The organism is Bradyrhizobium ferriligni, assembly GCF_056837965.1.
The window spans coordinates 16,787-41,022 of sequence record NZ_JBXEJO010000064.1; the positions used below are offsets into that span (position 1 = coordinate 16,787).

At 60.2% G+C, this 24,236-nt stretch carries 21 protein-coding genes; 5 read left to right on the forward strand and 16 right to left on the reverse strand.

Annotation, left to right across the window (positions count from 1 at the left end):
* The first annotated feature begins 165 nt into the window (after positions 1-165).
* A complete protein-coding gene (locus tag AC1VNY_RS31190; protein ID WP_482408037.1) occupies positions 166-654 on the forward strand; it encodes a cupin domain-containing protein in 489 nt (162 codons plus the stop codon).
* Positions 655-1,503: 849 nt separating this feature from the next.
* On the opposite strand, the gene AC1VNY_RS31195 is transcribed toward AC1VNY_RS31190, so the two are convergent.
* Genes AC1VNY_RS31195 through AC1VNY_RS31215 form a run of 5 tightly spaced genes read right to left on the reverse strand, consistent with a single transcriptional unit; the run spans position 1,504 to position 6,452 of the window.
* On the reverse strand, positions 1,504-2,481 hold the full coding sequence (locus AC1VNY_RS31195) for a dipeptidase (protein WP_482408038.1): 978 nt from the start codon (positions 2,479-2,481) through the stop codon (positions 1,504-1,506).
* A gap of 57 nt (positions 2,482-2,538) precedes the next feature.
* Positions 2,539-3,612, reverse strand: coding sequence for an ABC transporter ATP-binding protein (locus AC1VNY_RS31200; RefSeq protein ID WP_482408039.1), 1,074 nt, complete (start codon positions 3,610-3,612; stop codon positions 2,539-2,541).
* Positions 3,613-3,657: 45 nt separating this feature from the next.
* Positions 3,658-4,476: an ABC transporter permease gene (locus tag AC1VNY_RS31205; protein WP_482408040.1), complete on the reverse strand. Its 819-nt coding sequence runs from the start codon at positions 4,474-4,476 to the stop codon at positions 3,658-3,660.
* On the reverse strand, positions 4,473-5,393 hold the full coding sequence (locus tag AC1VNY_RS31210; protein WP_482408041.1) for an ABC transporter permease: 921 nt from the start codon (positions 5,391-5,393) through the stop codon (positions 4,473-4,475). The genes AC1VNY_RS31205 and AC1VNY_RS31210 overlap by 4 nt, the downstream gene beginning before the upstream one ends.
* A gap of 9 nt (positions 5,394-5,402) precedes the next feature.
* Positions 5,403-6,452: an ABC transporter substrate-binding protein gene (locus tag AC1VNY_RS31215; protein WP_482408042.1), complete on the reverse strand. Its 1,050-nt coding sequence runs from the start codon at positions 6,450-6,452 to the stop codon at positions 5,403-5,405.
* A 356-nt stretch (positions 6,453-6,808) separates the two neighbouring features.
* Between AC1VNY_RS31215 and AC1VNY_RS31220 the strand changes: the two genes are divergently transcribed.
* Positions 6,809-7,291 carry a GNAT family N-acetyltransferase gene (locus AC1VNY_RS31220; protein WP_482408064.1) on the forward strand — a complete coding sequence of 161 codons (483 nt, stop codon included), beginning with the start codon at positions 6,809-6,811 and terminating at the stop codon, positions 7,289-7,291.
* 7 nt (positions 7,292-7,298) lie between these two features.
* On the opposite strand, the gene AC1VNY_RS31225 is transcribed toward AC1VNY_RS31220, so the two are convergent.
* Positions 7,299-8,039 carry an isochorismatase family protein gene (locus tag AC1VNY_RS31225; RefSeq protein ID WP_482408065.1) on the reverse strand — a complete coding sequence of 247 codons (741 nt, stop codon included), beginning with the start codon at positions 8,037-8,039 and terminating at the stop codon, positions 7,299-7,301.
* A gap of 135 nt (positions 8,040-8,174) precedes the next feature.
* Here AC1VNY_RS31225 and AC1VNY_RS31230 point away from each other — a divergent pair, with 135 nt between their 5' ends.
* Together AC1VNY_RS31230 and AC1VNY_RS31235 are read left to right on the forward strand one after the other, a co-directional pair.
* A complete protein-coding gene (locus tag AC1VNY_RS31230; RefSeq protein WP_482408043.1) occupies positions 8,175-8,312 on the forward strand; it encodes a helix-turn-helix domain-containing protein in 138 nt (45 codons plus the stop codon).
* Between the two features lie 126 nt (positions 8,313-8,438).
* On the forward strand, positions 8,439-9,077 hold the full coding sequence (locus AC1VNY_RS31235) for a LysR family substrate-binding domain-containing protein (RefSeq protein WP_482408044.1): 639 nt from the start codon (positions 8,439-8,441) through the stop codon (positions 9,075-9,077).
* 29 nt (positions 9,078-9,106) lie between these two features.
* Here the strand turns inward: AC1VNY_RS31235 and AC1VNY_RS31240 are convergent, their stop codons facing one another.
* From AC1VNY_RS31240 to AC1VNY_RS31285, 10 genes are all read right to left on the reverse strand, one after another.
* Positions 9,107-10,975 carry a gamma-glutamyltransferase family protein gene (locus AC1VNY_RS31240; protein WP_482408045.1) on the reverse strand — a complete coding sequence of 623 codons (1,869 nt, stop codon included), beginning with the start codon at positions 10,973-10,975 and terminating at the stop codon, positions 9,107-9,109.
* Positions 10,976-11,020: 45 nt separating this feature from the next.
* The gene (locus AC1VNY_RS31245) at positions 11,021-11,455 is read right to left on the reverse strand and encodes a dihydroneopterin aldolase (protein WP_482408066.1); all 435 of its coding nucleotides are present in this window, start codon (positions 11,453-11,455) and stop codon (positions 11,021-11,023) included.
* 12 nt (positions 11,456-11,467) lie between these two features.
* A complete protein-coding gene (gene glyA / locus AC1VNY_RS31250) occupies positions 11,468-12,760 on the reverse strand; it encodes a serine hydroxymethyltransferase (RefSeq protein WP_482408046.1) in 1,293 nt (430 codons plus the stop codon).
* A 10-nt stretch (positions 12,761-12,770) separates the two neighbouring features.
* Positions 12,771-14,144, reverse strand: a complete 1,374-nt coding sequence (locus tag AC1VNY_RS31255; protein WP_482408047.1) for an L-serine ammonia-lyase — start codon at positions 14,142-14,144, stop codon at positions 12,771-12,773.
* A 13-nt stretch (positions 14,145-14,157) separates the two neighbouring features.
* Complete coding sequence (locus tag AC1VNY_RS31260) at positions 14,158-14,745, reverse strand: sarcosine oxidase subunit gamma (RefSeq protein ID WP_482408048.1); 588 nt, start codon at positions 14,743-14,745, stop codon at positions 14,158-14,160.
* Entirely contained in the window at positions 14,738-17,722 is a 2,985-nt protein-coding gene (locus AC1VNY_RS31265) for a sarcosine oxidase subunit alpha (protein ID WP_482408049.1), read from the reverse strand. The genes AC1VNY_RS31260 and AC1VNY_RS31265 overlap by 8 nt, the downstream gene beginning before the upstream one ends.
* Positions 17,719-18,036: a sarcosine oxidase subunit delta gene (locus AC1VNY_RS31270; protein WP_482408050.1), complete on the reverse strand. Its 318-nt coding sequence runs from the start codon at positions 18,034-18,036 to the stop codon at positions 17,719-17,721. The genes AC1VNY_RS31265 and AC1VNY_RS31270 overlap by 4 nt, the downstream gene beginning before the upstream one ends.
* A 17-nt stretch (positions 18,037-18,053) precedes the next feature.
* Positions 18,054-19,307 (reverse strand): sarcosine oxidase subunit beta family protein, encoded by a 1,254-nt coding sequence (locus tag AC1VNY_RS31275; protein ID WP_482408051.1) that lies wholly within the window; start codon positions 19,305-19,307, stop codon positions 18,054-18,056.
* 184 nt (positions 19,308-19,491) lie between these two features.
* Positions 19,492-20,502: a CobW family GTP-binding protein gene (locus AC1VNY_RS31280; RefSeq protein WP_482408052.1), complete on the reverse strand. Its 1,011-nt coding sequence runs from the start codon at positions 20,500-20,502 to the stop codon at positions 19,492-19,494.
* A gap of 17 nt (positions 20,503-20,519) precedes the next feature.
* The gene (locus AC1VNY_RS31285) at positions 20,520-22,178 is read right to left on the reverse strand and encodes an amidohydrolase (RefSeq protein ID WP_482408053.1); all 1,659 of its coding nucleotides are present in this window, start codon (positions 22,176-22,178) and stop codon (positions 20,520-20,522) included.
* 225 nt (positions 22,179-22,403) lie between these two features.
* Here AC1VNY_RS31285 and AC1VNY_RS31290 point away from each other — a divergent pair, with 225 nt between their 5' ends.
* Positions 22,404-24,230: a CocE/NonD family hydrolase gene (locus AC1VNY_RS31290; RefSeq protein ID WP_482408054.1), complete on the forward strand. Its 1,827-nt coding sequence runs from the start codon at positions 22,404-22,406 to the stop codon at positions 24,228-24,230.
* Positions 24,231-24,236: the final 6 nt, after the last annotated feature.

Sequence of the window (24,236 nt, forward strand, 5' to 3'; positions counted from 1 at the left end):
CCTCGGCCAGCACAGCCTCTTCCAGGTGTCTTCAGGCTGAAGCCATCGCGCCCGACTAGGGATATCATCGCTTCCGTCGAATACATCGCCAGCCTGGCGGGTCGAAAGCACCACGAGAGCCCGCAAATCATCACTTGGTACTCATGTCTTGGTCTTTTGAGTGGCTTGGAGCGAGGCACGGTTGCACCGACGCTACGCTCACTTACCACCCTGGCCCGCGCATTCGCTGTCCCGCCCGGCTGGTTCTACGATCTGGAGCATGAAGCTCATCCCGGCGAAGTCGTCTTGCGGCATGGAGCCGGGCGGCAGTTCATGCGGGCGAACGGAATTGAGAAGTGCCCACTCAATTCCGATCTGGGAGGCGCCCTCGAAATATTGCTCGTCACGATTGCTCCGCATGGATCGTCCGGGGCGCAGTCGTATACGCACGAGGGCGAAGAAGGCGGCTATATTCTGAAGGGCAAGTTCGAATTGTGGGTCGACGAACGTCACTACGTGCTCGGCCCTGGTGACTCGTTCGAATTCGAAAGCGGACGCCCACATCGATTCGGCAATCCAGGCGGCGTCCCAACGAAGTTGATCTGGATGCTGACGCCTCCGCTGTATCAGGGGCGCGCGCCAAGCGAAGAAGAGATCCGCGAACTCCAGATTTGACCTCTCCCTGCCAAAAGGGAGAATGATCGTCAGAGCTGACAATGCTTGCAAATCGAGAAGGCCATTGTTCCTAGAAGAAACGAGAGCTGAGGCCTTTCACACACAACGGCACCTCCTGCCGCCTGGGGTGCGCCCACGCGCCCTACGAGCCCGCCTTTTTCCATGCGCTGAGATGGTGACCCAGCCGCTTGAGCAACTGTACCAGGGGCGCTCGATGCAACGGTCTCCTGGGCGATGGCTGCCACATATTCTTCCCTGCTTCAAAGGGCGCTGTAACTTCGCAAACGGGAGGCTGGCAGCCCCCATCAAGCGAGGGATCAACAGGAAAGCCGGCAGCGGACGATACCAGGCTCGATTCCTGCCAGCTCTTACCTTCCTCCTTGCCCTTGCTCAAATCCTGCTCCTAACATGAGTAATCTGTATTCTTTCCGTCCTGGGCGCCAGCGTGGAGCCAAACCGCTTGGAGGCCGATGGCGCATTTGGTACCATTCCAACATTGCGTACCGCAGTGACCGACATGCCTAAGCCGAGTTCGCCGCTAATGCTCATTTTCGGTCTGCGAATCCGACAAGTGCTACCAGCTTCACTCTGCGCGATGAGCTTTGTGGCCCTTCCGATTGCGCTAGCTCCTCTAATGGGAGTTGGAGAGCCGCGACGGCTCCTGATTGCTGGGATTGCAATTGTCTGTTGGATGACGGTCTCATTGCTCGGACTAATTGCCGTTGCGAATGGGCCTTCGTCCCTCGATCGCAGGAATTTAACTCCTTCTGGGATTCATACGTTAATTCAGTTCTGCTTATTCTTAGTCGGAACAGTCGCAGCCTGCTTCGCCTTGATTAGCTCTTCGCCTTAAGCACCCCACACTTCGCGCAGCACCGACAGCCAATTCGTACCGATAACGCCCTCGATCCGCTTAACGCTCCAGTGGCGCCGCTCCATCGCGGCTGTTAGGTTCGGCCAATCTCCGATCTTGCGCATTCCTTCCGGATTTATGACGTCACCAAAGTCGGTCAACTTCCGACCGTAGCCCTTGTCGTGCGTGATCCAATCGAAGAACGGCTTCCCATATCCTTGCGTGAAGTCGGTCCCGATGCCGACGCTTTGCTCGCCGCAAATATTGATGACGTATTCAATGGCTTCGACATAATCGTCGACCGTCGCCGCCGTCCCTCGCTTCAAGAAGGGAGGGAACATGGTGACACCGACGAAACCTCCACGATCGGCAATGAACCTGAGCTGCTCGTCGGTCTTGTTGCGAGGATGCGTCTTCAGTCCTGCGGGCAGACAGTGCGAATAGGTAACCGGCTTGCTCGAGGCTAGAATGACGTCCCGGCTCGTCTCCGGTCCGACATGCGACAGGTCGCACATGATGCCGAGGCGGTTCATCTCGGCGACGACATCGCGACCGAAATCGGAGAGCCCGCCATCTTTGCTCTCGTAACACCCCGTTCCCACGAGATTTTGGGTGTTGTAGGCCATCTGAATGATGCCAACGCCGAGCTCCTTGAACAGCTCGAGATATCCGATCTGGTCTTCGATCCCGGAAATGTTTTGCCAGCCGAGTATGATGCCCGTCTTGCCGCGCTCCTTGGCTTCGACGATGTCCCTTGCCGTGTAGACCTGGGTGATGAGATCATCGTTCTCGCGAAACCAGCGCTTCCAGCGCCCGACGTTCTGCATCGTCGCTTCGAAGCCTTCCCAAATGCAGCACGTGCAGTTTGCGGCCGTAAGTCCCGCCCTCCTCATATCCTCAAAAATGTCGCGCTCGAAATTTGAGACGATAAGACCATCAATTACGATTGATCGCTCGTGCAGTCCTGACGACAAGATCGTTCTCCCTCTTTTTGCAACGGACGCTGGGTTGAGCGTTGTGTCTCGAAGTCTTTATGTCTTTGCTCCCGAGAACTCCTGCGCACGCTTGTCCGCCTCGAAAAGGAAACAGCATTCCATGGGTATTCGGAGGGTCACGTTCTGCCCGATATTGACCGGCTGGGCCGCTTCGCCATTAGGACGCTGGACGAGGATATGCTTCTCCCCGGCGACCTTGACGCGATATTCGGTGGTCGGTCCGAGATAGCTCACCAGCTCGACCGTTCCGCTCATCTCGTTTTCCGCGGCCGGGTCTGGTGCTTCCGAGCCTGCCGGCAAAAGCCTCACTTTCTCCGGTCTTATGCCCAGCAAATTCGCACCTGGAATCCGCGGCGGGACCTTCAGCGACGCTTCGCCGCCGCCAAACACAAAGCGATCGCCGCTCAGCTCGCCGTTGAAGAAGTTGGTCTTGCCGATGAAGTCCGCAACGAAAGGCGTCGCCGGACGCTCATACAGGTCGGCTGGCGTTCCGATCTGCTCAATGGCGCCTCCGTTCATCACCACCAGACGGTCCGCCAGGCTCAAGGCCTCCTCCTGGTCGTGCGTCACGAACACCGTCGTCAGGCCAAGCGATTGCTGAAGTTGTCGTATCTGGGTACGGACGTCGTGTCTCAGCTTCGCATCGAGCGCCGACAGCGGCTCGTCTAGAAGCAGGACGTGGGGGCTGATAACCAGCGCCCGCGCAAGCGCTACGCGCTGCTGCTGACCGCCCGAGAGTTGTCGCGGAAGCCGTTCCGAAAACCAGCCGAGTTGAACGAGGTCAAGGACCTTCGCAACCCTCGTCTTGATCTCCGGCTTGGGGATTCGGCGCATCTCGAGGCCGTAGGCGACGTTTTGCGCGACCGTCATGTGCGGAAACAGCGCGAAGCCCTGAAAGACCATGCCGGTGTTTCGCTTGTTCGGCGGAAGATCGGTCACGTCCTCATTGCCGAAGAAGATCCTGCCCGCACTCGCCTCCACGAATCCGGCGATCATCCGCAGTGTCGTCGTCTTCCCGCAACCGCTGGGACCGAGCAGGGCAAGGAACTCGCCGTCCCCGATCTCAAGCGACATTTCTCTCACAGCGACGAACGAGTCGTACTGCTTCATGACGTTCCTGAGCGTAACCTTGGACAAGCTACTGCCTTTCGCTATTTAGAATGTTCTGCCAAGCCGAACGAAACGATCCGAAACGATCAGCGCTACCGCGATAATCAGGACTTGGATCGTCGCGACGGCCATGATGGTCGGATCGGTCCGGTATTCCAGATAGTTGATCATCGCGATCGGCAATGTGATCCGACCGGGTCCGACCAGAAGCAGCGATTTCTCGAGGTCGCCGAACGAGGCGATGAACCCGAACAGCACGCCAGCCGTGATGCCCGGGCGGATTGACGGCAGGGTCACACGAAAGAACGTCGTGATCCGTGACGCGCCCAGACTCAGCGATGCCTCCTCGATCGCCGGGTCCAGCCCAGCCAGGGACGCTACAAGCAGGCGCAGGACCCAGGGAATGGCGATGAGCGTGTGAGCGAGGGTCAGGCCCTGGACCGTCGCGACGAGTTGTACGTCGCTCCGGATTTGAACCTCGATATAGAAGAGATATATCGCAGTGCCCGCGACGATCGCCGGAATCATCAGGGGGGACATCAAGACGGTGTTTATGAATTCCCTGCCTCTGAACTCGTGTCGAGCAATCGCGATTGCCGCCGGAACGCCGAGGCATACGGCCAGTATCGAAGCGCCGATCGCCACCTGGAAACTCAGCAGGAATCCGCTCCGGAACGCTTCCAGATTCAGGGCCTGCCCGAACCACGACGCCGTGTATCCTTCCGCCGGGAACGTCAGGATCTTGTTGCTGAAGAACGCGACCCATATCGTCGTCGTCAGCGGAACGAGCACGAAGAGGATGTTCGCCCATACGAAGCTCAGGTAGAACCATCTCGATGGATGAAGCCTCGCAGCGATGCTCATCGTACTATGCCCGTGCGTTTTGCCGCGCGATCGAAGATCACCGCGGAGATGACCGTAAGAAGTACCGTCAGGCCAATGAGCATGAAGGCGAGCGCAGAACCGAAGGGCCAGTTCATCGTGACCGATATCTGCTTATAGATGGTCGGCGCCATCATGTAGAACTTCGGACCGCCGATCAGCACGGGCGTGGCATAGGCGTTCATTGAAAGTATGAAGCACAGGATCGAGCCGGCGAATATGCCGGGCATGAGCAGCGGAAGCACGACGCGGCGGAAGGTCATCAGTGACGAGGCACCGAGATTTAGGGATGCCTCCTCCAGGGAAATGTCGATGTTGTGCATGACGCTGTTGAGCGTCACGATCATGAAAGGCAGCAACACCGAAGTGAGGCCGGTTATAACTGCACCTGACGTATAAAGAAGCTGGACGGAACTTTCCGTAAGGCGGAAGTACTGCAACAGGAAGTTCAGCAGGCCCTTATTGTCGAGGATGATGATCCAGCCTGCCGTCCGTGCAACGTTACCCATGAAGAGCGGAAGAACAATGGCAATGATCAGATAGCGCTTCAGCAAATCTGAAGTCGTCCTTGCCATGAAATATGCGACTGCCAAGCCGCCGATCAGACAGAGGATAGTCGTCGCCGTGGAAATCCAGAGCGTGGTCCAGAGGACTTGGCGGTAGAAATCGTCCCTGAAGAACCGCAAGTAGTTCTCGAGAGTCAACGCTTCGGCATACATCTGCGCCGCGTTGTACTGATAGAAGCTCAAGCGCAACATCAGGAAGAGCGGCAACATCAGGAACAGCGTGACGAAAGCCAACGCCGGTCCGGACAAAGCGTATGGAGCTAGCCGGCGGCCATGCTTCTTTTTCACGGCCTGACTCGCGCTCTGGACTTGGATGGCCTCGATAGCGGTCATCGAGATTGATCAGCTCTTGAACTCTTTGTTCCACCAGTCGAGCAGGTCGTCGCGGTTCTTCAGCCAGAACGCGTGATTGCGATTGTGGATCGATTTCTTCTCGGCCTCTGAGAACTCGATCTGCTTGGCGGCCGCTTCCGGCAGCACCGACTTCGTATTCGCCGGCGAGTAGAATGATTTCTGAACCAGGCCCGTCAGACCTTCCGGATCCAGCAATGCATTGCAATAGAAATTGGCAGGCTTCGGATTGGGACGCTTCTTCGGCAGACACAAGCCGAAGATGATTGAAATGCCGCCTTCTGCCGGATAGGCAGATACGACGTCTACGCCCTCGGAGGCGAATTGCAGAATGCGAGCCTTGTACTCCGGAGCGACCAGGATCTCCTCGTTCTTGAGAGCTTGCTCGATCTGAAGATGGTTGGGATAGATGCGAGGGTTGGCGGCCTTCTTCCACTCCATCATGCTCGACTTCACGGCGGGCACATCGATCGTGTCGAGAGATTTGCCGATCTTCAAAGCGGCACATTCGATATGATGAAACCAGTGTGCGTCGCTGAGCCCGACGATCCCTTTGTATTTGGGGTCCCACAGGTCGCCGAAGCTCTTCGGCGCTTCCTTTAGCTTCTTCGGATTGTAGCCGATGATCCAGGCGCTGTACTGCCAGGGCGCGAAGGTGGGCGTGCGTAAGCCAGGCACGACATCCTTCAGCCGCGGAACGGACGCCTCGTCGAGGGGGTCGAGCAGATCGAGAGACGCGAGCTCGAATGCCGTGGCGTCGTCCATATGCGCGACGTCCATCGGGGCCTTCGGCAACCGCCGACTTGCGATGATCTTCGTTCGCCTCTGGTCAAAGGCATCAAGGTCGCGCACGACCGTATAGCCGGCCTTCTCCACAATGGGAGCTTCGAAGAACTGGACCGTTCGGTCGTTCCAATCGCCGCCCCAATTTGCGACGATGACCTGACCTCCATCGGCGCTTGCAGCGCCTGCGCCAGACAGGAGTGCAACGGCCCCACTGGCCCCCGCAAGAAAGGTGCGCCTATTGACCAGATAGCTCATTACTTTCTCCGCCCTATCGCACACCCCTCTGGATATCCGCCGGAAGACATCCCGCGCTTCACCAAAGTTTGGCGTCTTCAAACTTGACAAAAATGTATACGTGCCCGAGCGCCCGGGGCTTGTAGGAATGCGACATACAAATTGTAGGGGTTGGAAGCGGATCGTGACGCAGCGCCGTGCGGTATGAGCGCTGTACATCACATGGGCAACACGAGCCCATCGGCTAGGCATGTGGCGATTAATCGCCCTGTCCGAGCGAAAGTCAACATCACGATGCCGCATCGCAACGTGTCGGGCAACGAGCTTGAATGATACGAAAGTCCAAACTACGACGGTGAATGAGGTATCAGGCTATGATCGCGATTAGACCTTGCACGATTGGGGACAGGGGACCGATTTGGTCGATCATCGGCCCCGTGATCCGGGCGGGCGAAACCTACACGCTGCCGCAAGACATGACCGAATCCGACGCATTACGATACTGGACGGGACCGGACCGTCACAGTTACATTGCCGAAGACGGAGGCCAAGCAGTAGGAACTTATTATCTGCGTGCAAATCAGCTCGGCGGAGGAGCTCATGTGGCGAACTGCGGCTACATGACACGTGCTGACGCGCGGCAGAAGGGCGTTGCTCGAACGATGTGCGAGCATTCCCTGGCCGAAGCCAGGAAGCTCGGCTTCCTGGCGATGCAGTTCAATTTCGTCGTCAGCACAAACGAACGTGCCGTTCGCTTGTGGCTTGCGATGGGCTTCGAACAGGTCGGCCGCCTACCCTTGGCGTTCCGGCGACCGACTGGCGAACTTGTCGATGCTCTCGTCATGCACAGAGCCCTGTGAGCGCGCTCTATTCCGCGGCTTGAGCAGTTTGCCCGGCGCCTTCGAGATACTTCACGCACGCGTCGACGCTTTCAACGTCGGCAAACTTCGCGTCGATGTCGTAGAGGTTCCACGCCACTGCACCCGGAACGCGGTCGCCAATGCACTCCTTCACCGCAATCGTCCGGAATCCGTCTGCCAGACCGTCGCAGATGGTGGTTCGCACGCAGGCCGTCGCCGTTACGCCCGTCACCAGGATCGTGTCCACGCCGGCGGCCCGCAAGATGCCGCCGAGACCCGTGCCGTGAAACGCGCTCGCTCTCTTCTTCAGCAGCGTATATTCGCCCTTCACCGGCGCAATGCGGGAGTCGATTGCCCACAACTCTTTGCGCTGGAGATCGACGACTTCGATCGGGATCTTGTATTGCCAGAGGCCCATGTCCGTGAAGGGCGCGTTGAGATCCGTGATCTCGTAGGCGGTCGTCACATGGATGACCGGGTAGCCGTGGGCGCGGCAGGCTTTCAGCAAGCGTTGCATCCCCGGGATGATCTCGTCGTCCATGGCCTCCTGATCGCAGGTGAACGGGTTGCCAGGACGGGTCCAGGCGTTCGCCAGATCCACGCTGACGAGTGCCGGACGCTTCCCGAATCCGATGCGCCTTTGGAAGCCACGCTGCTGATAGATCTTCGTGGAGGCGTCGAATGCCCGCTGAAGCATCTTGTCGAGTTCACGCGTATCCATGTCACCGTCTTGCATGTGCTTCTCCATCTCTGCGGTAAGGATCGCCTTGGAAAGGCGATCCTGCCGCACAATCTCACAGACCCGCCTGTACGGAAGTGATGGTTCACCAATTGTTGTTGCGTCCCGTGCATCAATGGTTATCCTCCCGACAGGAACCGCCACATGCGATGGGACGGGAGCATCGAGCTCGCACAATCTTTCGTTGTCGTTGCTGAAGAACTCAGCTTTCGGCGCGGTGCTGAGCGCCTCAATCTGGATCAATCGGCCCTGACGCGCCGTATCCAGAAGCTGGAACATTAGCTGGGATTCAAGCTGCTGGAGCGAACGACGAGAGAGGTCGCACTCACGCCGGCCGGCCGGTCGTTTTACGAAGCAAATCTCGGACTAATTCGGGAATATGGCCGCGCCGTCGAGAGCGCCCGCTTCGTGGCTGAAGGCAAGACCGGAGAGTTGCGTCTCGCCTATATGTCGTTCGCGGCTACTCTCCAGATGCCGTCCCTCGTTTCCAGATATCGCGCGCTTTGTCCGCACGTCGCTCTCAAGCTGAGCTACATCCGAACACAAGGACAGAAACTGGCGCTGGCCAATGGCGAGATCGATCTGGGATTGATGATCGGGCCATTCGAGCATCCTGATTTCGAGACGTTGAAGGTTGCCGACGAGCCGCTCTGCCTGATTGCATCGCGCGATCACCCGATCGCGCAGGCCCGCAGTATAAGCCCGCGAGAACTGGCGGAGCACGAGTTCGTGGTCGGCGACATGACCGAGTGGCAAGCCTATCGATGGCGCCTGACCGACCTTTTCTCGTCGGAAGGACTGACCATGAAAGTGACGCTGGAGGCATCGAATCCGATGGCGCTGCTCGGATTGGTCGCCGCGGGTCTCGGCGTCACGATCTACCCCGAAAGTCTCGCCGGCTTCGCCGGAGAAAAGCTCTCGTTCACCCGAATCGACGATCCACGCTTTCGACTCGAAACCATCCTTGCCTGGAAGCGCGGCAACCTGTCCGAAGCGGCTCGCACATTTGTCGATCTCGTTCGAAAAGAGAACAAGACGAAACCATAAGCGAGCCTGGCCCGCGAGGGCTCGAAGAACTACCTGCCAAATGCGTAGCCCTGCATGTATCGCGGATTCGCCGCTGCTCGCAGGATCTTCCCCTGTTTGGAGACCGCTGACAATCTGCCGAGCGACCAACCGTCGACGGTCTCGATGCGGTGCCCCCTGCGCTCCAACTCTTTCTGCACGTCGGGAGCGAACCGGCTTTCCATCGTCAACGACCCCGGCTTGGCGCGCCGCGGGAAGAACGAGCTCGGCATGTGGTCGTTGTGGAACATCGGCGCATCGATCGCAGCCTGCAGATTGAGACCGTGATGCACATGCCGCAGAAAAAAAACCGAGCTCCACTGGTCCTGCTGATCGCCACCGGGGGTACCGAAGCTGCCATATGGCTGGTCGCCGCAGTAAACGAGCGATACCGAAAGCGTGGTTCTCGGGCGCTTGCCCGGAGCAAGCGAGGAGGGAAGACCGCGCTGCAGCCAGAACATTTGCGCGCGCGTGCCGAGCGCAAAGCCAAGCTCCGGGATCACCGGCGAACTCTGAAGCCAGCCGCCGCTCGGGGTCGCCGAGACGATGTTGCCAAACCTGTCGATCACGTCGAGATGGACCGTGTCGCCACGGACCGATCCGCGCCGATCGATCGTCGGCTCGCCCGTCGAAACCACACGCGCGACCGTTGGCTCGCCGGCTCCAAGCATCGCGCCCGCCTCATCGTCGCCGCCAACCAGATACGGCACGGCGTGGTCGAACCCCGCAATCGAGCCCGGGCGAAACTCGATTGAAGCTGAACTGTCGATCAGAGCTCGTCTGGAAGCGGCATATTGCTCGCTCAGAAGATGCGCCATCGGCACATTCACGAAGTTCGGATCGCCATAGTATTTCTCGCGATCCGCGAACGCCAGCTTAGAGCACTCTGTCACGGTATGAATGAATTCGGCGCCACACGGGTTCATCGCTCCCAGATCGAAGCCCTTGAGGAGCGCCAATTGCTGCAGAAAGACGGGTCCCTGCGTCCAGGGGCCCGGCTTCAGGACTCGAAAATCGCCGTAGTTCAGGGACAGGGGATCCTCGTATGATTCCTTCCAGTTGGCGAGATCCTGGGCAGAGATGAGGCCGGCATGACGCTCTCCGGACGTGTCCATCACCGGTAATCGAACGAACTTGTCGATCGCCTCGGCGACGAAGCCCTCGTAGAATGCTTTCCGGGCGGCCTCGATCTTCTGTTCGCGAGAGCCCCTGGCGTCTTCAAAGACGCGAACCATGCGCTCGTAGGTTGTTGCCAGCTCCTGGTTCGCGAAGAGCGTGCCGGCCTCGGGGACGCCTTCCTTCAGATAGACACTTGCCGATGTCGGCCATTCGTTCTCGAACAGCGGTGCCACGGTGCGGATTGCCGCCGCGATACGCGGGAGCATCATGTATCCGTTCCGGGCGTATGAAATGGCGGCCTCTAGGACGTCATCGAGACCCATCGTGCCGTAATCGCTCAAGAGCCTCATCCAGGCGCCAAACGATCCGGGTACGCAAGCTGCAAGAAATCCGCTACCTGGAATGATGTTGAGACCGAGTTTCTCGAAGGTCTCGATCGTCGCATTGGCAGGCGCAACGCCTTGACCGCAGAGCACGCGGCTCTGCCCGGACTTCGCATCGTGGAAGATGACGGGCACTTCGCCACCGAAGCCATTCAGATGAGGCTCAACGACCTGCAACGCGAAACCGACCGCCACGGCCGCGTCGAAGGCATTTCCGCCCTTCTCCAGGATTCTCATCCCCGCGGCGGTGCCGAGCCAATGCGTCGAGGCTACGACGCCGAATGCACCCGCGATTTCGGGCCTCGTCGTGAATTGGCCCTCGCCCGCATCAGGGCCGTAGCTCAAACGAAAGTTTCCAAGCGCCAGGTTTCTGGACATGTCCGCCTCGAGGCTGTTTTTGATGAGTAGGATCGCTGTTTTAGTTCAGATTGAGCCGAGGATCTGATCCCGACGCGCACGCATCGTTATCTCGCACTTTTCCTGTCCGCGCTTCCGCGTGACCGAAACGCCGATTTTGCCGGTTGCGCTGTCGAAGACCGTCCGAGAATCGCGCAACGTCAGCGCCACCTCTTCAATTTTAGGCTCTGCCGTAAGCAACGCGCTAGCAATGGCGTCGGCCGCCAGGACCAGATCATCGTATCGCACACGCTCCAGAGCGCGCGAAATTTCGCGCGTCAGGTCCGCGTAATTTGCGGTCTCGGCAAGACTGTCGCTCATGGCAGCCGCTCCCAGATCAATGAACACGTCGAGATCTATTTTGAGCGCCGTCGGCCCGTGCTCGGCTGCCCCGACGAGAGCCAGAACAGCCAAACCGCGCAGAAATATCTTGTCGGACGACAGCGAGGGGCCCTCCTTCAGCGCGGCAACCGATTACAGATCGGGGTAGATCGGGAATGCCCTGGTGAGCTCGGCCACCTGTGCCCGTACGTGCCCCTCCACCTCCGGAGCGGTATCCGTGTTTGCAACAGAAACCGCGTCGAGCACATCCGCGATCAGCTTGCCTACCGTTCGGAACTCGCCCTGGCCGAAACCTCTCGATGTGGTTGCCGCAGTTCCGAGCCTGATCCCCGACGTCACCGTCGGCTTTTCAGGATCGAAGGGAATTCCGTTCTTGTTGCAGGTGATGTTGGCGCGTCCGAGCGTCGCTTCGGCGACCTTCCCCTTCAGATTCTTGCCCCGTAGGTCGACGAGCAACAAGTGGTTGTCCGTTCCGCCCGAAACGACGGAATAGCCGCGGTCCATCAGCGCGCTCGCCAAGGCCCTGGAATTGTCGACGACATCCTTCGCGTATCGCTGGAAGTCGGCCGTCAGCGCCTCGCCGAACGCGACCGCCTTCGCGGCGATCACGTGCATCAATGGCCCACCCTGGAGGCCCGGAAAAATCGAGGAATCGATCTTCTTCGCGATCTCGGCGTCGTTGGTGAGGATCAGGCCGCCACGCGGACCGCGCAGTGTCTTGTGGGTGGTCGACGTTACGACGTGCGCGTGCGGGAAGGGTGACGGATGCACGCCACCCGCGACGAGGCCTGCGAAGTGCGCCATGTCGACCATGAGGAAAGCGCCGACTGCGTCTGCGATTCGACGAAACTCCGCGAAATCCCAGAAGCGCGAATAGGCCGAGCCGCCAGCCACGATGACTTTCGGCCTATGTTGAAGCGCGAGCCGCTCAAGGCCCTCGATGTCGATCCGTTGGTCTTCGGGGCGAACGCCATAGCTGACGGCATTGAACCATTTGCCAGACATATTTGGCCTGGCGCCATGGGTCAGATGGCCACCGGCGGCAAGATCCAGGCCCAGGAACGTATCGCCCGGCTTCATCAGAGCCATGAAGACGCCCTGGTTAGCCTGGCTGCCGGAATTCGGCTGCACATTCGCGAACGCGCAGCCGAACAGCGACTTGGCGCGCTCCCTCGCCACGTCTTCCACCACGTCGACATAGGCGCATCCGCCATAGTATCGGCGCCCCGGATACCCCTCGGCATATTTGTTGGTCAAAACCGACCCTTGGGCCTGAAGGACCGCGCGCGAGACGATGTTCTCGGAGGCGATGAGCTCGATTTCCTCTTGCTGCCGGCTCAGTTCGTCCGCGATCGCGGACGCGACCTGGGGATCGAGGACCGAAATGTCGGTGGTGAAGAACTTGTTCGAAGCCTGTTGACCCATCGTCCTATCCTCAACATTCGGCCAGATTGACCGCGAGCCCTCCCAGCGAGGTCTCCTTGTATTTCGACTGCATATCTTTGCCGGTCTCTCGCATCGTCGCGATCACCTTGTCGAGCGAGACCACGTGTTGACCGTCTCCCTGCAACGCCAGCGAGGCAGCGCTGATCGCCTTGATCGCTCCGAAGGCGTTCCGCTCGATGCAGGGGACCTGAACCAGGCCGCCGATGGGATCGCAGGTCATGCCGAGATGATGCTCCATGCCGATCTCAGCAGCATTCTCGATCTGCTCGTTCGTGCCGCCCAGAACTGCCGCCAAGCCTGCGGCAGCCATGGAACAGGCGACACCGACCTCACCCTGGCATCCGACCTCCGCACCCGAAATCGAGGCGTTCATTTTGAAGAGCGCGCCGATCGCGGACGCCGTGAGAAGGAACCGCCGAAGTCCCGCCTGATCAGCCTGACCGCAATGATCACGGAAGTAGCGAAGTGTGGCAGGAATGATTCCGGCGGCGCCGTTGGTCGGCGCGGTGACAACACGGCTGCCCGACGCGTTCTCCTCGTTGACAGAGATGGCGTAGAGGCTGACCCAATCCATTACCATGTGCTGCGGCCGGTCGTTCGAGCCAGCCGCTTTCTGCAAGCGACGAAAGAGCGACGGGGCGCGCCGCCGGACCTTGAGGCCACCCGGCAGATCACCCTCGATCACCATCCCGCGATCGATGCAGGCCATCATGACCGCGATGATATGATCGAGCTTTGCTTCGATCTCTTCGCGAGAGAGTCGGGACAGTTCGTTCGCCATGACGATGTCGGCGATCGACAAGCGTGAAGAGTCTCCCATTTGGAGCAGTTGCTGTCCGGACTTGAAGGCAAACGGCACGTTTCCATCCGAAGCCGGCGCAGACTGTCCGACATCCTCCTCCAACACCACGAAACCGCCGCCGACAGAACACCACCGTTGCTCGACAAGACACTTGCCGGCGGCATCGAACGCCGCAAAGGCCAGAGTATTGGGATGCCGCCTGGTCTCGGTCACGCCGTCGAACACCACGTCCGTCCTTGGATCGAACGAGATCGAACGGACCCCGCCGAGGCGGATCCTGCGGTCCGCATGCGCGAGATTGACGATCTGATCCGCATGATCGGGATCGATGGTGTCGGGCGTTTCTCCCACAAGACCGAGAATGACCGCCTTGTCCGTTCCATGCCCTTTGCCGGTCCAGGCCAGCGATCCATACAGATCGACACGCACCGTGCTGACTTGCGCGAGCGCGCCAGCCCGCTTCAGGTGCGCGACGAACGCCGACGCGGCCTTCATCGGCCCGACCGTATGCGACGATGACGGACCTATACCGACCTTGAAGAGTTCAAAAATGCCGATCATGGCCCTACGGCTGTCACGTCAGTGCCTGCTGGCACAGGAACTCCTGGCGAGCGTCATCCAGGAACGCCCAAACATACATCGAGAACGATCGCCACACATCAATCTGAAACGTCTCGGGGGCTGTTCGCGACAAGACTATGGGTGATTTTCCAAGAAGCGTGCGCGTGCACATGCCCACGGGGAACTGTTGCTCCGAAAGGTCGAGAGGACATCCGTGGTTGAGCACGTAGTCACTCATCGAACCGGAGATTGCGAGACCGTCCGACCGATGGCTCACGTCAACAAGCGAGCATGCCTGACCGCCGAGCTTCGATGCCAGTTCGGAATACAATCGGGCCGGCTCCTCGCCAACCGCTTCGAGCAACCATTCGTTCGGACCGAGGCAGTATGCCTTGCGACCGCCGCTTCCATTGAAACGATTGACCGTCCGGGGCAGTTCCACGCGGAACGCGTCGCCGACCGCGCTCCACGACGAAAGCCTTCCGCGAAAGACGAACTTGGCGGTATCGGGAAGAACCGCGAGCGACGCATCCGACACCGTCGCATCATCGCGATCGATCCCGGCCAACGAGTTGATTCTAGTGATCGCTGCCTCAGCCATCGAGACGCTTCCCTTCTGAATCGTAGAAGACCGACGACACGACCTCCACCTCGATGTCACCACCTGGCATTGGCACGTGCAGGCGCGTACCGATACGCGCGCGCCCACCGCGCACGAGCGCAAGCGCTATCGAGCGATCCAGGGCTGCGCTCCAGTAGGACGAGGTCACATGACCGATCATCGTCATGGGGATAGGCTCGCTCGGGTCGGCAACGATCTGCGCACCCTCCTCCAGCACGACTTTTGGATCGACGGTCAACAGGCCAACCAGTTGCTTGCGATCGGCGCTGGTCATCGCGGGGCGAGCGAGCGAGCGCTTGCCGACGAAGTCCTTCTTTGCCTTGCCGACGGCCCAACCGAGGCCGACATCGTCCGGCGTGACGGTACCGTCCGTCTCCTGACCCACGATGATGTAACCCTTCTCCGCGCGGAGCACATGCATCGTCTCCGTGCCATATGGCGTGATACCGTAGGCCTGTCCGGCGGCGTAGATGGCCTCCCAGACACTGCGCCCATATCCCATCGGAACGTTCACTTCGAACCCAAGCTCGCCTGTAAACGAAACCCTGAAGAGACGGGTGGGTACTCCGCAGATCCATCCCTCGCGGACACTCATATGCGGCATGGCTTCCGGCGAGAGATCGACGCCCTGCACAAGCGGCTCCAGCACCTTTCTCGCATTTGGACCTTGAACCGCGATAACGGCCCACTGCTCGGTCGTCGATGTCAGCCAGACGTCGAGATCGGACCACTCGGTCTGAAGGTAGTCTTCCATGAGCGCAAGAACGCGCGCGGCACCGCCTGTCGTCGTCGTGACATGAAAGCGATCCTGCGCCATTCTCCCGACGACGCCGTCATCCATGACGAAGCCGTCCTCGCGAAGCATGACACCATATCGAAGCCGGCCTGATTCGAGCTTAGTCCAGGCATTCGTGTACATGCGGTTCATGAATTCGGCGGCATCCTTGCCCACGACTTCGATCTTGCCGAGCGTCGTGGCGTCGAAGATGCCGACGGACGTCCTCACCGCGGCGCATTCCCGCCGCACGGCCGCATGCATGTCCTCACCATTGCGTGGAAAATAATGAGCGCGTTTCCAAAGGCTCACATCCTCGAACGCTGCTCCGTTCTCCGCCGCCCAATCGTGGATCGACGTCCGCCGGATCGGGTCGAACAGCTTGCCCTTGGACTGTCCGGCAAACGCACCGAAGGTGACGGGCGTGAACGGAGGCCGGAACGTCGTCAGGCCCACTTTCGAGACGGGCAGACCCGTGGCCTGCGAGACAATGCCGAGCGCGTTCATGTTCGACGTCTTACCCTGGTCCGTCGCCATGCCTGTCGTCGTGTAGCGCTTCACATGCTCGATGGAGCGGAATCCCTCTCGCGTTGCGAGCTCGATGTCTTTTGCGGTGACATCGTTTTGGAAGTCGACCCAGGCTCTGCGTCGCGACTTGCCGGCCTTGCTCGGAACTCCGATAACGCCGTCCTGACCGAGCGACTGGGCAAACACCGGGAATTTCTGCTCGGGAGCCGGCTTCCGGCCGGCGCGCTTCACGGCCTCGAGTCCGCCACTGAAGCCATCTGCAATGGATGCGCCAAGATCGAATAGCCCGCGACAGCCACCGACCGACCGCTCGCGCTCGACCGACACGCCTGGTACATAAGCCTTCAGAGCTTCATCGTAGGCGAGCTTGCCGCGAGACTGCGAGAACAGATGGACGCTGGGCGTAAAGCCCCCCGACGTCAGCAACAGATCACAGGATACGGAGTCCGTCGCGCCGCTGATTTCATTCCTGAGATCGACGCGGCAAACACGCAAACGACCATAAGTGGCCGTGACCGTGGTCGAGGGACGGACATCGATCCCGGCCGCACGCGAGCGGTCGATCCAGGGCCCCTCGGCAGAGGGCCGCAGGTCGGCGATGACCCCGATATCCACGCCGGCCGCCTTCAATTCCAGCGCCGCGCGATACGCGCTGTCACATGCGGTGAAGACAGCTACCCTCTTCCCCGGAATCGCCCCATAGCGATTGAGATATGTGCGGGCCGCCTCCGCCATCATGATGCCCGGACGATCGTTGTCCGGAAATACCAAGGGCCTCTCGATGGCGCCTGTTGCCAGGACGACTTCCTTGGCCCGGAGCTGCCACATGCGCTCTCTCGGGCATTTGGCGTCGATCTTACCCAGATGGTCCGTCACACGCTGACAGAGACCCAGAAAGTTGTGCGGATACCATCCGAATGCGGTCGTTCTCGACAGCAGGGTCACGTTCGGAAGGGAGCTGAGTTCCTTCAACGCGCGCGTCAGCCAATCGGCGGCCGGCATCCCGTCAATGATCGCCTCGCGCTCGGAGAGCAGAGAACCTCCCATCCGGTCCTGCTCGTCGCAGATGATGGTGCTTGCCCCCGAGCGACCAGCGGCAAGCGCTGCCGCTAGGCCGGCCGGTCCTGCACCCACGATCAGGACGTCGCAATGGCGATACACCTGGGTGTACCGATCCGCGTCCGCGGCCTTCGGCGCCCTGCCGAGACCCGCCGCCTTGCGGATGATCGGCTCATAAAGAGCGGTCCACGCGCCCGCGGGCCACATGAACGTCTTGTAATAGAATCCGGCGGTGATGAAGCGGGAGAACAGATCATTGAGGCTTCCGAGATCCATCGCTAGCGAAGGCCAGCGATTCTGGCTTTCCGCCACGAGGCCGTCGTACAGCTCGACCTGGGTCGCGCGCAGATTCGGCGTGTAGCGCGCCTCGCTGTCGCCAATACCGACGAGAGCGTTGGGTTCGTCCGATCCGGCCGACATAAACCCGCGCGGCCGATGATACTTAAACGATCGCCCAATCAGGTGGATGCCGTTCGCAATGAGCGCCGATGCCAGCGTGTCTCCGGCGAGGCCCGAATACTGCTTTCCGTCGAAGGAAAACCTGAGCGGCTTGCTGCGGTCGACGTGACCCCCGGAGGAGAGCCTGTATGTCACAGAACGGCCCCTCCCTTGGTCGACCGATCCACCGCTTCCGGCACATCGTCAGGCACCTCGCCAACCTTGTAGGTCGTCAGGATTTCATCGGAGATCGTATTACGCTTGACGTTGAAGAACTGCGCGCAGCCGTGGGTGTGCCGCCAACGCTCGGAATGCAGCCCCTTCGCGTTGCTTCGGATGTAGAGATATTCGGCCCACGACTCGTCGTCGAGCGCCATCGGATCCTTGGGACGGTCTATGTGGGCCTGCCCCCCATATGAGAATTCGATCTCGGGACGAGGTCCGCAGTAGGGACACTTGATGAGCAACATGCGATCTTCCCAGTGAGTCAGTGGGCAACAGCCGCTGCGGCGGCCTCGTCGATCATGACACCTTCACGAAAGCGCTCGATGGTGAACGGCGCGTTGATGGCATCGGGCTCGTCCCTGGCGATGGTCCGCGCGAACACGTCGCCGGAGCCGGGCGTCGCCTTGAAGCCGCCGGTTCCCCAACCGCAATTCACGTAAAGACCCGGGACTGGCGTCTTGGCGAGGATCGGCGAACGATCAGGCGTAACATCGACGATGCCGCCCCAATTCCGCAGCATGCGAAGCCGGCGGAACATCGGCGCCAGCTCGCATATCGCGTCCAGCGTATGGTTCGCGATGTGAAGGGCGCCGCGCTGCGAATATGACGTATATGCGTCTGTGCCCGCGCCGATAACCAGCTCACCCTTGTCCGACTGCGAGATGTAGGCGTGAATGGTGTTCGACATTACGACGCAGGGAAACGCGGGCTTCACCGGTTCGGATACGAGCGCCTGTAATGGGAAGCTTTCCAGCGGCAGGCGAACGCCGGCCATGTTCATGACGACGCTGGTGTTACCTGCCGCCACCACGCCGACCTTGCCCGCGCGGATGAACCCCCTGCTCGTTTCCACGCCCTCGACGCCGCCAGATGCCGCCCGTCGGATGCCTGTAACCTCACAATTCTCGATGATGTCGACACCGCGCGCGTCCGCGGCTCGTGCGTATCCCCACGCAACGGCATCATGCCTGGCGGTTCCCCCGCGGCGCTGCAGCGCGCCTCCCAGAATTGGATAGCGCATTTCGCCGTCGATATTCAGCGGGGGACAGTATTCCTTGCACTCCTGTGGAGAGAGCCACTCGTTGTCGATGCCATTGAGCCTGTTCGCATGAACGTGACGCTTGAAACTCTGCACGTCATGGATGTTGTGCGCGAGCATCAAGACGCCGCGCGCCGAATACATGACGTTGTAGTTCAACTCCTGCGACAACCCTTCCCAGAGCTTCAACGCGTGCTCATATAGCCTCGCGCTCTCGTCGAAGAGATAGTTCGATCGGATGATCGTCGTATTGCGGCCGGTGTTGCCTCCACCGATCCAGCCCTTCTCCACGACGGCCACGTTTCTGATGCCGTACCGATCGGCGAGGTAAAATGCCGTGGCCAAGCCGTGCCCGCCGCCGCCTACGATGACGACGTCGTAGGACGGCTTCGGATCGGGTGAGCGCCACTGGCGCGACCAGGACGAATGCCCTCCAAGAGCTTCGCATACTAGGGATAAAGCCGAAAATCGCTTCATAAGAGCCCACCGAGGAATACCAGCCATTTCATAGCCGTCTCGGCTGTGGTCGTGCCAGCATTGGAGCGCCGCCGACGTTGGATGGAAGCGACATGGCGGCTCGGTACAAATCCGCCATCGATCGGACCCGCGCGATCGCGGGATCCGGAACACGGGGCTCACATCTCACGGTTCGGCTTGGGCGCTACGGCGCTGGCCCCAACATATCGGCGTCTTTCCAGCTGTCGGAAAAGCCAATCAGCACCACGCGGGATTCCGACGAAGCGGCCGCCGTATCCGGCGACAATTCGAGAACCTCGCGCCGGCCCACGCGCTGGTAGACATACCTCGCGCGCTCCTCGCCCTTGAACGAGAACGAGCCTTTGGCCCTGATGATGTACGCAGGAAGATCGCGCAACCAGCCCAGGACTGCGTCCCTGTCGACCGGGTCCTTCCATTCCCTAGCGGTCGACGAGAAGCCCGCAACATGATCAGCCGGAGAGCAGGACATCATCGACGCCACGCGAGGAACCGTGCCAAGAACGACGTCCGTCGGAATGTTACCGTGACTCGTTTCGAGCAAAATCCGCCTGGGAGCAATCGATTCGATCGTGCGTCTGATTTCGGTCCCTGGTACGCGAACCAGGTCGATCTTGTTGATCGCGATGATATCGGCGGCCGTTAGCTGCGACATAAAGGTAGACCGCGTTCGCTCGTCTCGAAGCCGCTCCGCGAAGGTTTCGGCATCGAGGAGGGTGATGATTGCATCGAGCCTCATGGCCGGATTCGCCAGCGCGATTTGAGCTATCCCGCGCGGATCCGCGATCCCGCTGGCCTCCAGCACGACGGCATCCGGCGGGTCGCTCCGCTCCACCAATCGTTGAATGGCATTGACCAGATCGCCGTTGATCGAGCAACAGGCGCAGCCATTGGTCAGACCGATGGTATCGCCGCTTTGAAAACGGATCAGCTCCTCGTCGAGGTTGACTGCGGCGAAGTCGTTGACAAGGACGGCGATCCGTCGGCCCCCAGGCTCCGACAGAAGGCGGTTTACCAGGGTCGTCTTTCCCGCACCGAGAAAGCCGCTAATGATTGTCAGCGGCAGCACGCGCGGGGGAGACGTTCGCGGCACGATGCGGGCTGTTTCGAAGATGCCCATCAGCATCGACAGCGTCTGCTTCGCAGAAGCCGGGTCCACCGAAGCGGCCTCATCCATGCGCTTCCAGCCTGAAGTCATGCCGGCTGCGGCTTTCCGCCGAGAACGGTACCCCAGATCCCGATGTCCTTGAGAGCCATGGGGTCGACTTCGAATGGATTGGCGTCGAGGATCGTGAAGTCCGCGAACTTGCCCGGCTCCAGACTGCCGAGCCGCTGCTCGGCGCCAAGAACATAGGCCGCGTCGATCGTGATCGCTCGCATCGCCCGTTCCACGCTGATCCGCTCTCCCGGCGCCATCACCGTCTTTCCGTCGAGCGCGACGCGGTTCACGGCCGCCCACGCGGCGGTCAGAGGGTGAAGGGGAACGAGCACGAGGGAGTAGTCGGAGTGTAGCGCGAAGACCACGCCTTCCCGCTCGAGTGACCCAAGTCTCGCGATCGCCTCGGAACGATCGGGACCGAAACCCTGGTCGCTGTGAAGCTGGCTACGATAGTGGACGAAGTAGTTGTTGACGCTTGCGCATCCGCCCAACGCCTTGAGCCGGCGCGCCTGGTCCGGGGTGCTGATACAATAGTGCTCCAGCGTAAACCTGTGGTCGAACTGGGGCTGCAGCTTCTGCAATTTGGCGAGGGCATTCAGCGACGCGTCCACCGCCTCGTCGCCGTTGGCATGACAATGAATCTGAATGCCGGCCTTCCAGTAGGGAAGCATGCGCTCGTGCAGCTCCTCCCACGGGATGTCGTTACGGACGCCATTGCTGCCATCGAGATATCCCGGGAAATTGAGCCTCAGGGACATGGCTGGAAACGACCCGTCAGACAGGAACTTCACGCCATGGAAGAACAGCTTGTCGCTGCTTCGATTCATGGACTTCAACAGAAATTCGGCACCGCCCGCGCCATGGTCGGCATGCAATGCCAGCTCGAGTGAGACGAGACCCATCCGCATTGGGAAGCCTCCGTCCGGAACGACCTCCGAATATAGCTTCCACTCATTCTCGAAGTTTCCCTTGCCGAAGATCATTTCGGCCGTCGTGGTCACACCAGCCTTCTTGGCGATGTCGGCCATCCGTCTGATGCCATCGGCTCCGCCGCGCACGGCGATCGCTTCGCGCATTGCGCCCAGCGCCAGGCGTCCGGCCTCGAGCTCGACAAACTGCCCGTTCAACCGCCCGTCCGGATATCGCATCACGCCGTGGACGTTCGTGTTCGTCGGAATCTTCGCGCGCTCCAGCGCAGAACTGTTCAGATAGATGAAATGCGGCGCGTAGGAGATCACCCACATCGGCCGCGTGGTCTTGATGGTGTCCAGCTCATCGCGATGGAGGTTGCCGCCCTGGGACGCGGGATCCAATCCCCAAACGATAACCGGAGCGTCCGGATCGCTGTCAGAGTCGGCGGCCTCCTGCAATTTGGCGAGAACCTCCTGGCGTGTCTTGAGGCCCTTGTTGATGCCTTGCGGACTGGGCGAGTCGATCGGCCCGACATAGTGCATCGTAAGGTAGCTCGATGAGAACGCAAAATGCGTATGCGGATCGATGAAGCCAGGCATGATGAATTTGTCGGCGAAGGTGTCGTCGATCTCGTGGGAGTATCGCTTCAGCCAGGGCTGCATGGTCTCTATCGTTCCGGTCGAAACGATGCGGCCGTCCCTCACGGCCACGCACTCGGCGAACGGGCGCCCCGGGTCCATGGTGATGACCTTTCGTGCCCGATAGACCGTGATATCCGCCATTTTCACTCCTCTTGGCTATTCCGGACGTTCGAAGTCGACCAGCGGCTCCGCTCCCTGTACCAATGTGCACTTTCAGACTCATTTCGAGTTGGAATGGTGCGACATCGTTTCCGTAAATTGGCGACACCGACAGTCACCTGCCTTGTCTCCGAGCACCGAGACGTGATCATGGCTCTCCATACACCAATTCGCGGCGGACGCTCCGAAGGATACGGGACTGGAACGATGGCAGACAATGATCGTAGCGGAAGTGCCTGGCTTCTCGCGCCCAGTGAATATCTCCGCAGGAGGCCGCCCACTTACGCAATGTCCGCTCCGAAATCGTTCTACCTGACGATGAAAGACGGCTGTCGGCTAGCAATCGATCTTTATCTCCCAAGTTGGTCAGAGAGGGATGGACCGTGGTCGACGATTCTCGTGCAGACGCCGTATTATCGACGGTTTGACGTCGACCTGGCAGCCGGGCAAGTCGAAGCCTCACCCAACGTTGCGAAATACCGTGATGTCTTCCTGCCTCGCGGCTATGCGCTCGTCGTGGTGGACGTGCGCGGCACCGGAGCCAGCTTCGGCACGCGAGATATCTTTCGGTCCCCCAGGGAACGAGACGACGCCTACCAGATTGCTGAGTGGATCGTCGCTCAGAGCTGGTCGAACAGCGCCATCGGTGCCACAGGTATTTCCTATCTCGGCGCGGCCAGCGACTTTCTCGCATCGACCGCGCATCCGGCGGTCAAGGCAATTGCCCCCCTGTTCTCGGTCTGGGACACTTATCTGGATAACTATTTTCCGGGAGGAATACTCCTGACCAACCTCGCGGACGTCTACGACCGTATGATGGCCGGCCTCGACCAAGACAAGCGCGAATATCTGAAGGACTTCGTCTACTACTCCAATCCAGCCTACAGAGGCCCCCATCCGGTGGACGACGATCCCGATGGGGTTGAATGCGCGGCAGCCGTGAAGGAGCACGCAGGCAATTTCCGCATGCCCGATTTGATGCGCAAGCTCGAATTTAGAAGCGAACCACTGGCGGCAGGCAGCAACTATTCGTCCGACTCGATAAGTCCGTCGCACTATTTCGAAGGCGTGCGCGACGACGTCGCAATCTATTCGGTTTCGGGATGGATGGACGGCGCCGGCTACGCCAATGGTGCCATCAGCCGCTTTCTTACGCTGCCCAATTCACGAAAATTCCTCCTCCTCGGCCCGTGGGATCATGGTGCCCGCATCAACTGCTCACTCTGGCGATCCAGCGAAGCGCCCGAGTTCGATATCATGGCCGAGATCCTTCGCTTCTTCGACCAGTACCTGGACGGGCGCGATACCGGCATCGAGTCGGAGAGGCCAGTCCATTACTTTTCCGTCCACGCCGAAGGGTGGCAGGCTGCCGACACATGGCCTCCTTTTGAAGCCAGCAAGACCTTGTTTCTCACGCGGGACGGAACCCTTGGCGATGCAGCCGGCGCAACGGGATCGGACCGGCACAACGTGAATTTTGAGTCCGGAACGGGGCAGTTCACTCGGTACGAGCGGATCGCGGCAATCGACAGCCGCGAGTACTACACCGATTGGCACGGCCGCGACAGCCGCATGCTCAACTACACGAGTGCAGAGCTCACCGAAGATGCGGAATTGACAGGGCACGGCCTCATCAGCCTCTGGATCACATCGCCGGCAACGGATTTCGCGATCCACGCATACCTGTCCGAGATACGGCCTGACGGCCATTCGCTGTACGTGACCGAAGGCAGCCTGCGCGCCATCCATCGGAGTGAGATTGAACCGCCACGCCATCACCGAACGCCGGCGGTATTCCATCCCTGCACGCGCGGTCACGCGAGACCCGTCACACCCGGCCAGCCCCACCTCTTTCGCTTTTCCCTGTTGCCGATCTCATGGACCTTTTCGGCGAAGAGCCGGATCCGGCTTTCGCTGGAGGGCGCGGACGCCGATCATTTCCAACGCATACCCGCTGCGGGTCCGTTGCAGATCGAAGTCCTGCGTGGCGGTGGCAATGGGTCGCACATGATTCTACCGTTGCGCCCGATCTGACGAGGA

Bases quoted from the DNA above. Each gene is read 5' to 3' on its own strand.
- AC1VNY_RS31200 (WP_482408039.1), bottom strand. From the start codon at position 3,612: ATGAAGCAGTACGACTCGTTCGTCGCTGTGAGAGAAATGTCGCTTGAG.
- AC1VNY_RS31205 (WP_482408040.1), bottom strand. From the start codon at position 4,476: ATGAGCATCGCTGCGAGGCTTCATCCATCGAGATGGTTCTACCTGAGC.
- AC1VNY_RS31210 (WP_482408041.1), bottom strand. From the start codon at position 5,393: ATGACCGCTATCGAGGCCATCCAAGTCCAGAGCGCGAGTCAGGCCGTG.
- AC1VNY_RS31215 (WP_482408042.1), bottom strand. From the start codon at position 6,452: ATGAGCTATCTGGTCAATAGGCGCACCTTTCTTGCGGGGGCCAGTGGG.
- AC1VNY_RS31225 (WP_482408065.1), bottom strand. From the start codon at position 8,039: ATGGAGAAGCACATGCAAGACGGTGACATGGATACGCGTGAACTCGAC.
- AC1VNY_RS31230 (WP_482408043.1), top strand. From the start codon at position 8,175: ATGCGATGGGACGGGAGCATCGAGCTCGCACAATCTTTCGTTGTCGTT.
- AC1VNY_RS31240 (WP_482408045.1), bottom strand. From the start codon at position 10,975: ATGTCCAGAAACCTGGCGCTTGGAAACTTTCGTTTGAGCTACGGCCCT.
- glyA (WP_482408046.1), bottom strand. From the start codon at position 12,760: ATGGGTCAACAGGCTTCGAACAAGTTCTTCACCACCGACATTTCGGTC.
- AC1VNY_RS31255 (WP_482408047.1), bottom strand. From the start codon at position 14,144: ATGATCGGCATTTTTGAACTCTTCAAGGTCGGTATAGGTCCGTCATCG.
- AC1VNY_RS31260 (WP_482408048.1), bottom strand. From the start codon at position 14,745: ATGGCTGAGGCAGCGATCACTAGAATCAACTCGTTGGCCGGGATCGAT.
- AC1VNY_RS31270 (WP_482408050.1), bottom strand. From the start codon at position 18,036: ATGTTGCTCATCAAGTGTCCCTACTGCGGACCTCGTCCCGAGATCGAA.
- AC1VNY_RS31275 (WP_482408051.1), bottom strand. From the start codon at position 19,307: ATGAAGCGATTTTCGGCTTTATCCCTAGTATGCGAAGCTCTTGGAGGG.
- AC1VNY_RS31280 (WP_482408052.1), bottom strand. From the start codon at position 20,502: ATGGATGAGGCCGCTTCGGTGGACCCGGCTTCTGCGAAGCAGACGCTG.
- AC1VNY_RS31285 (WP_482408053.1), bottom strand. From the start codon at position 22,178: ATGGCGGATATCACGGTCTATCGGGCACGAAAGGTCATCACCATGGAC.
- AC1VNY_RS31290 (WP_482408054.1), top strand. From the start codon at position 22,404: ATGGCAGACAATGATCGTAGCGGAAGTGCCTGGCTTCTCGCGCCCAGT.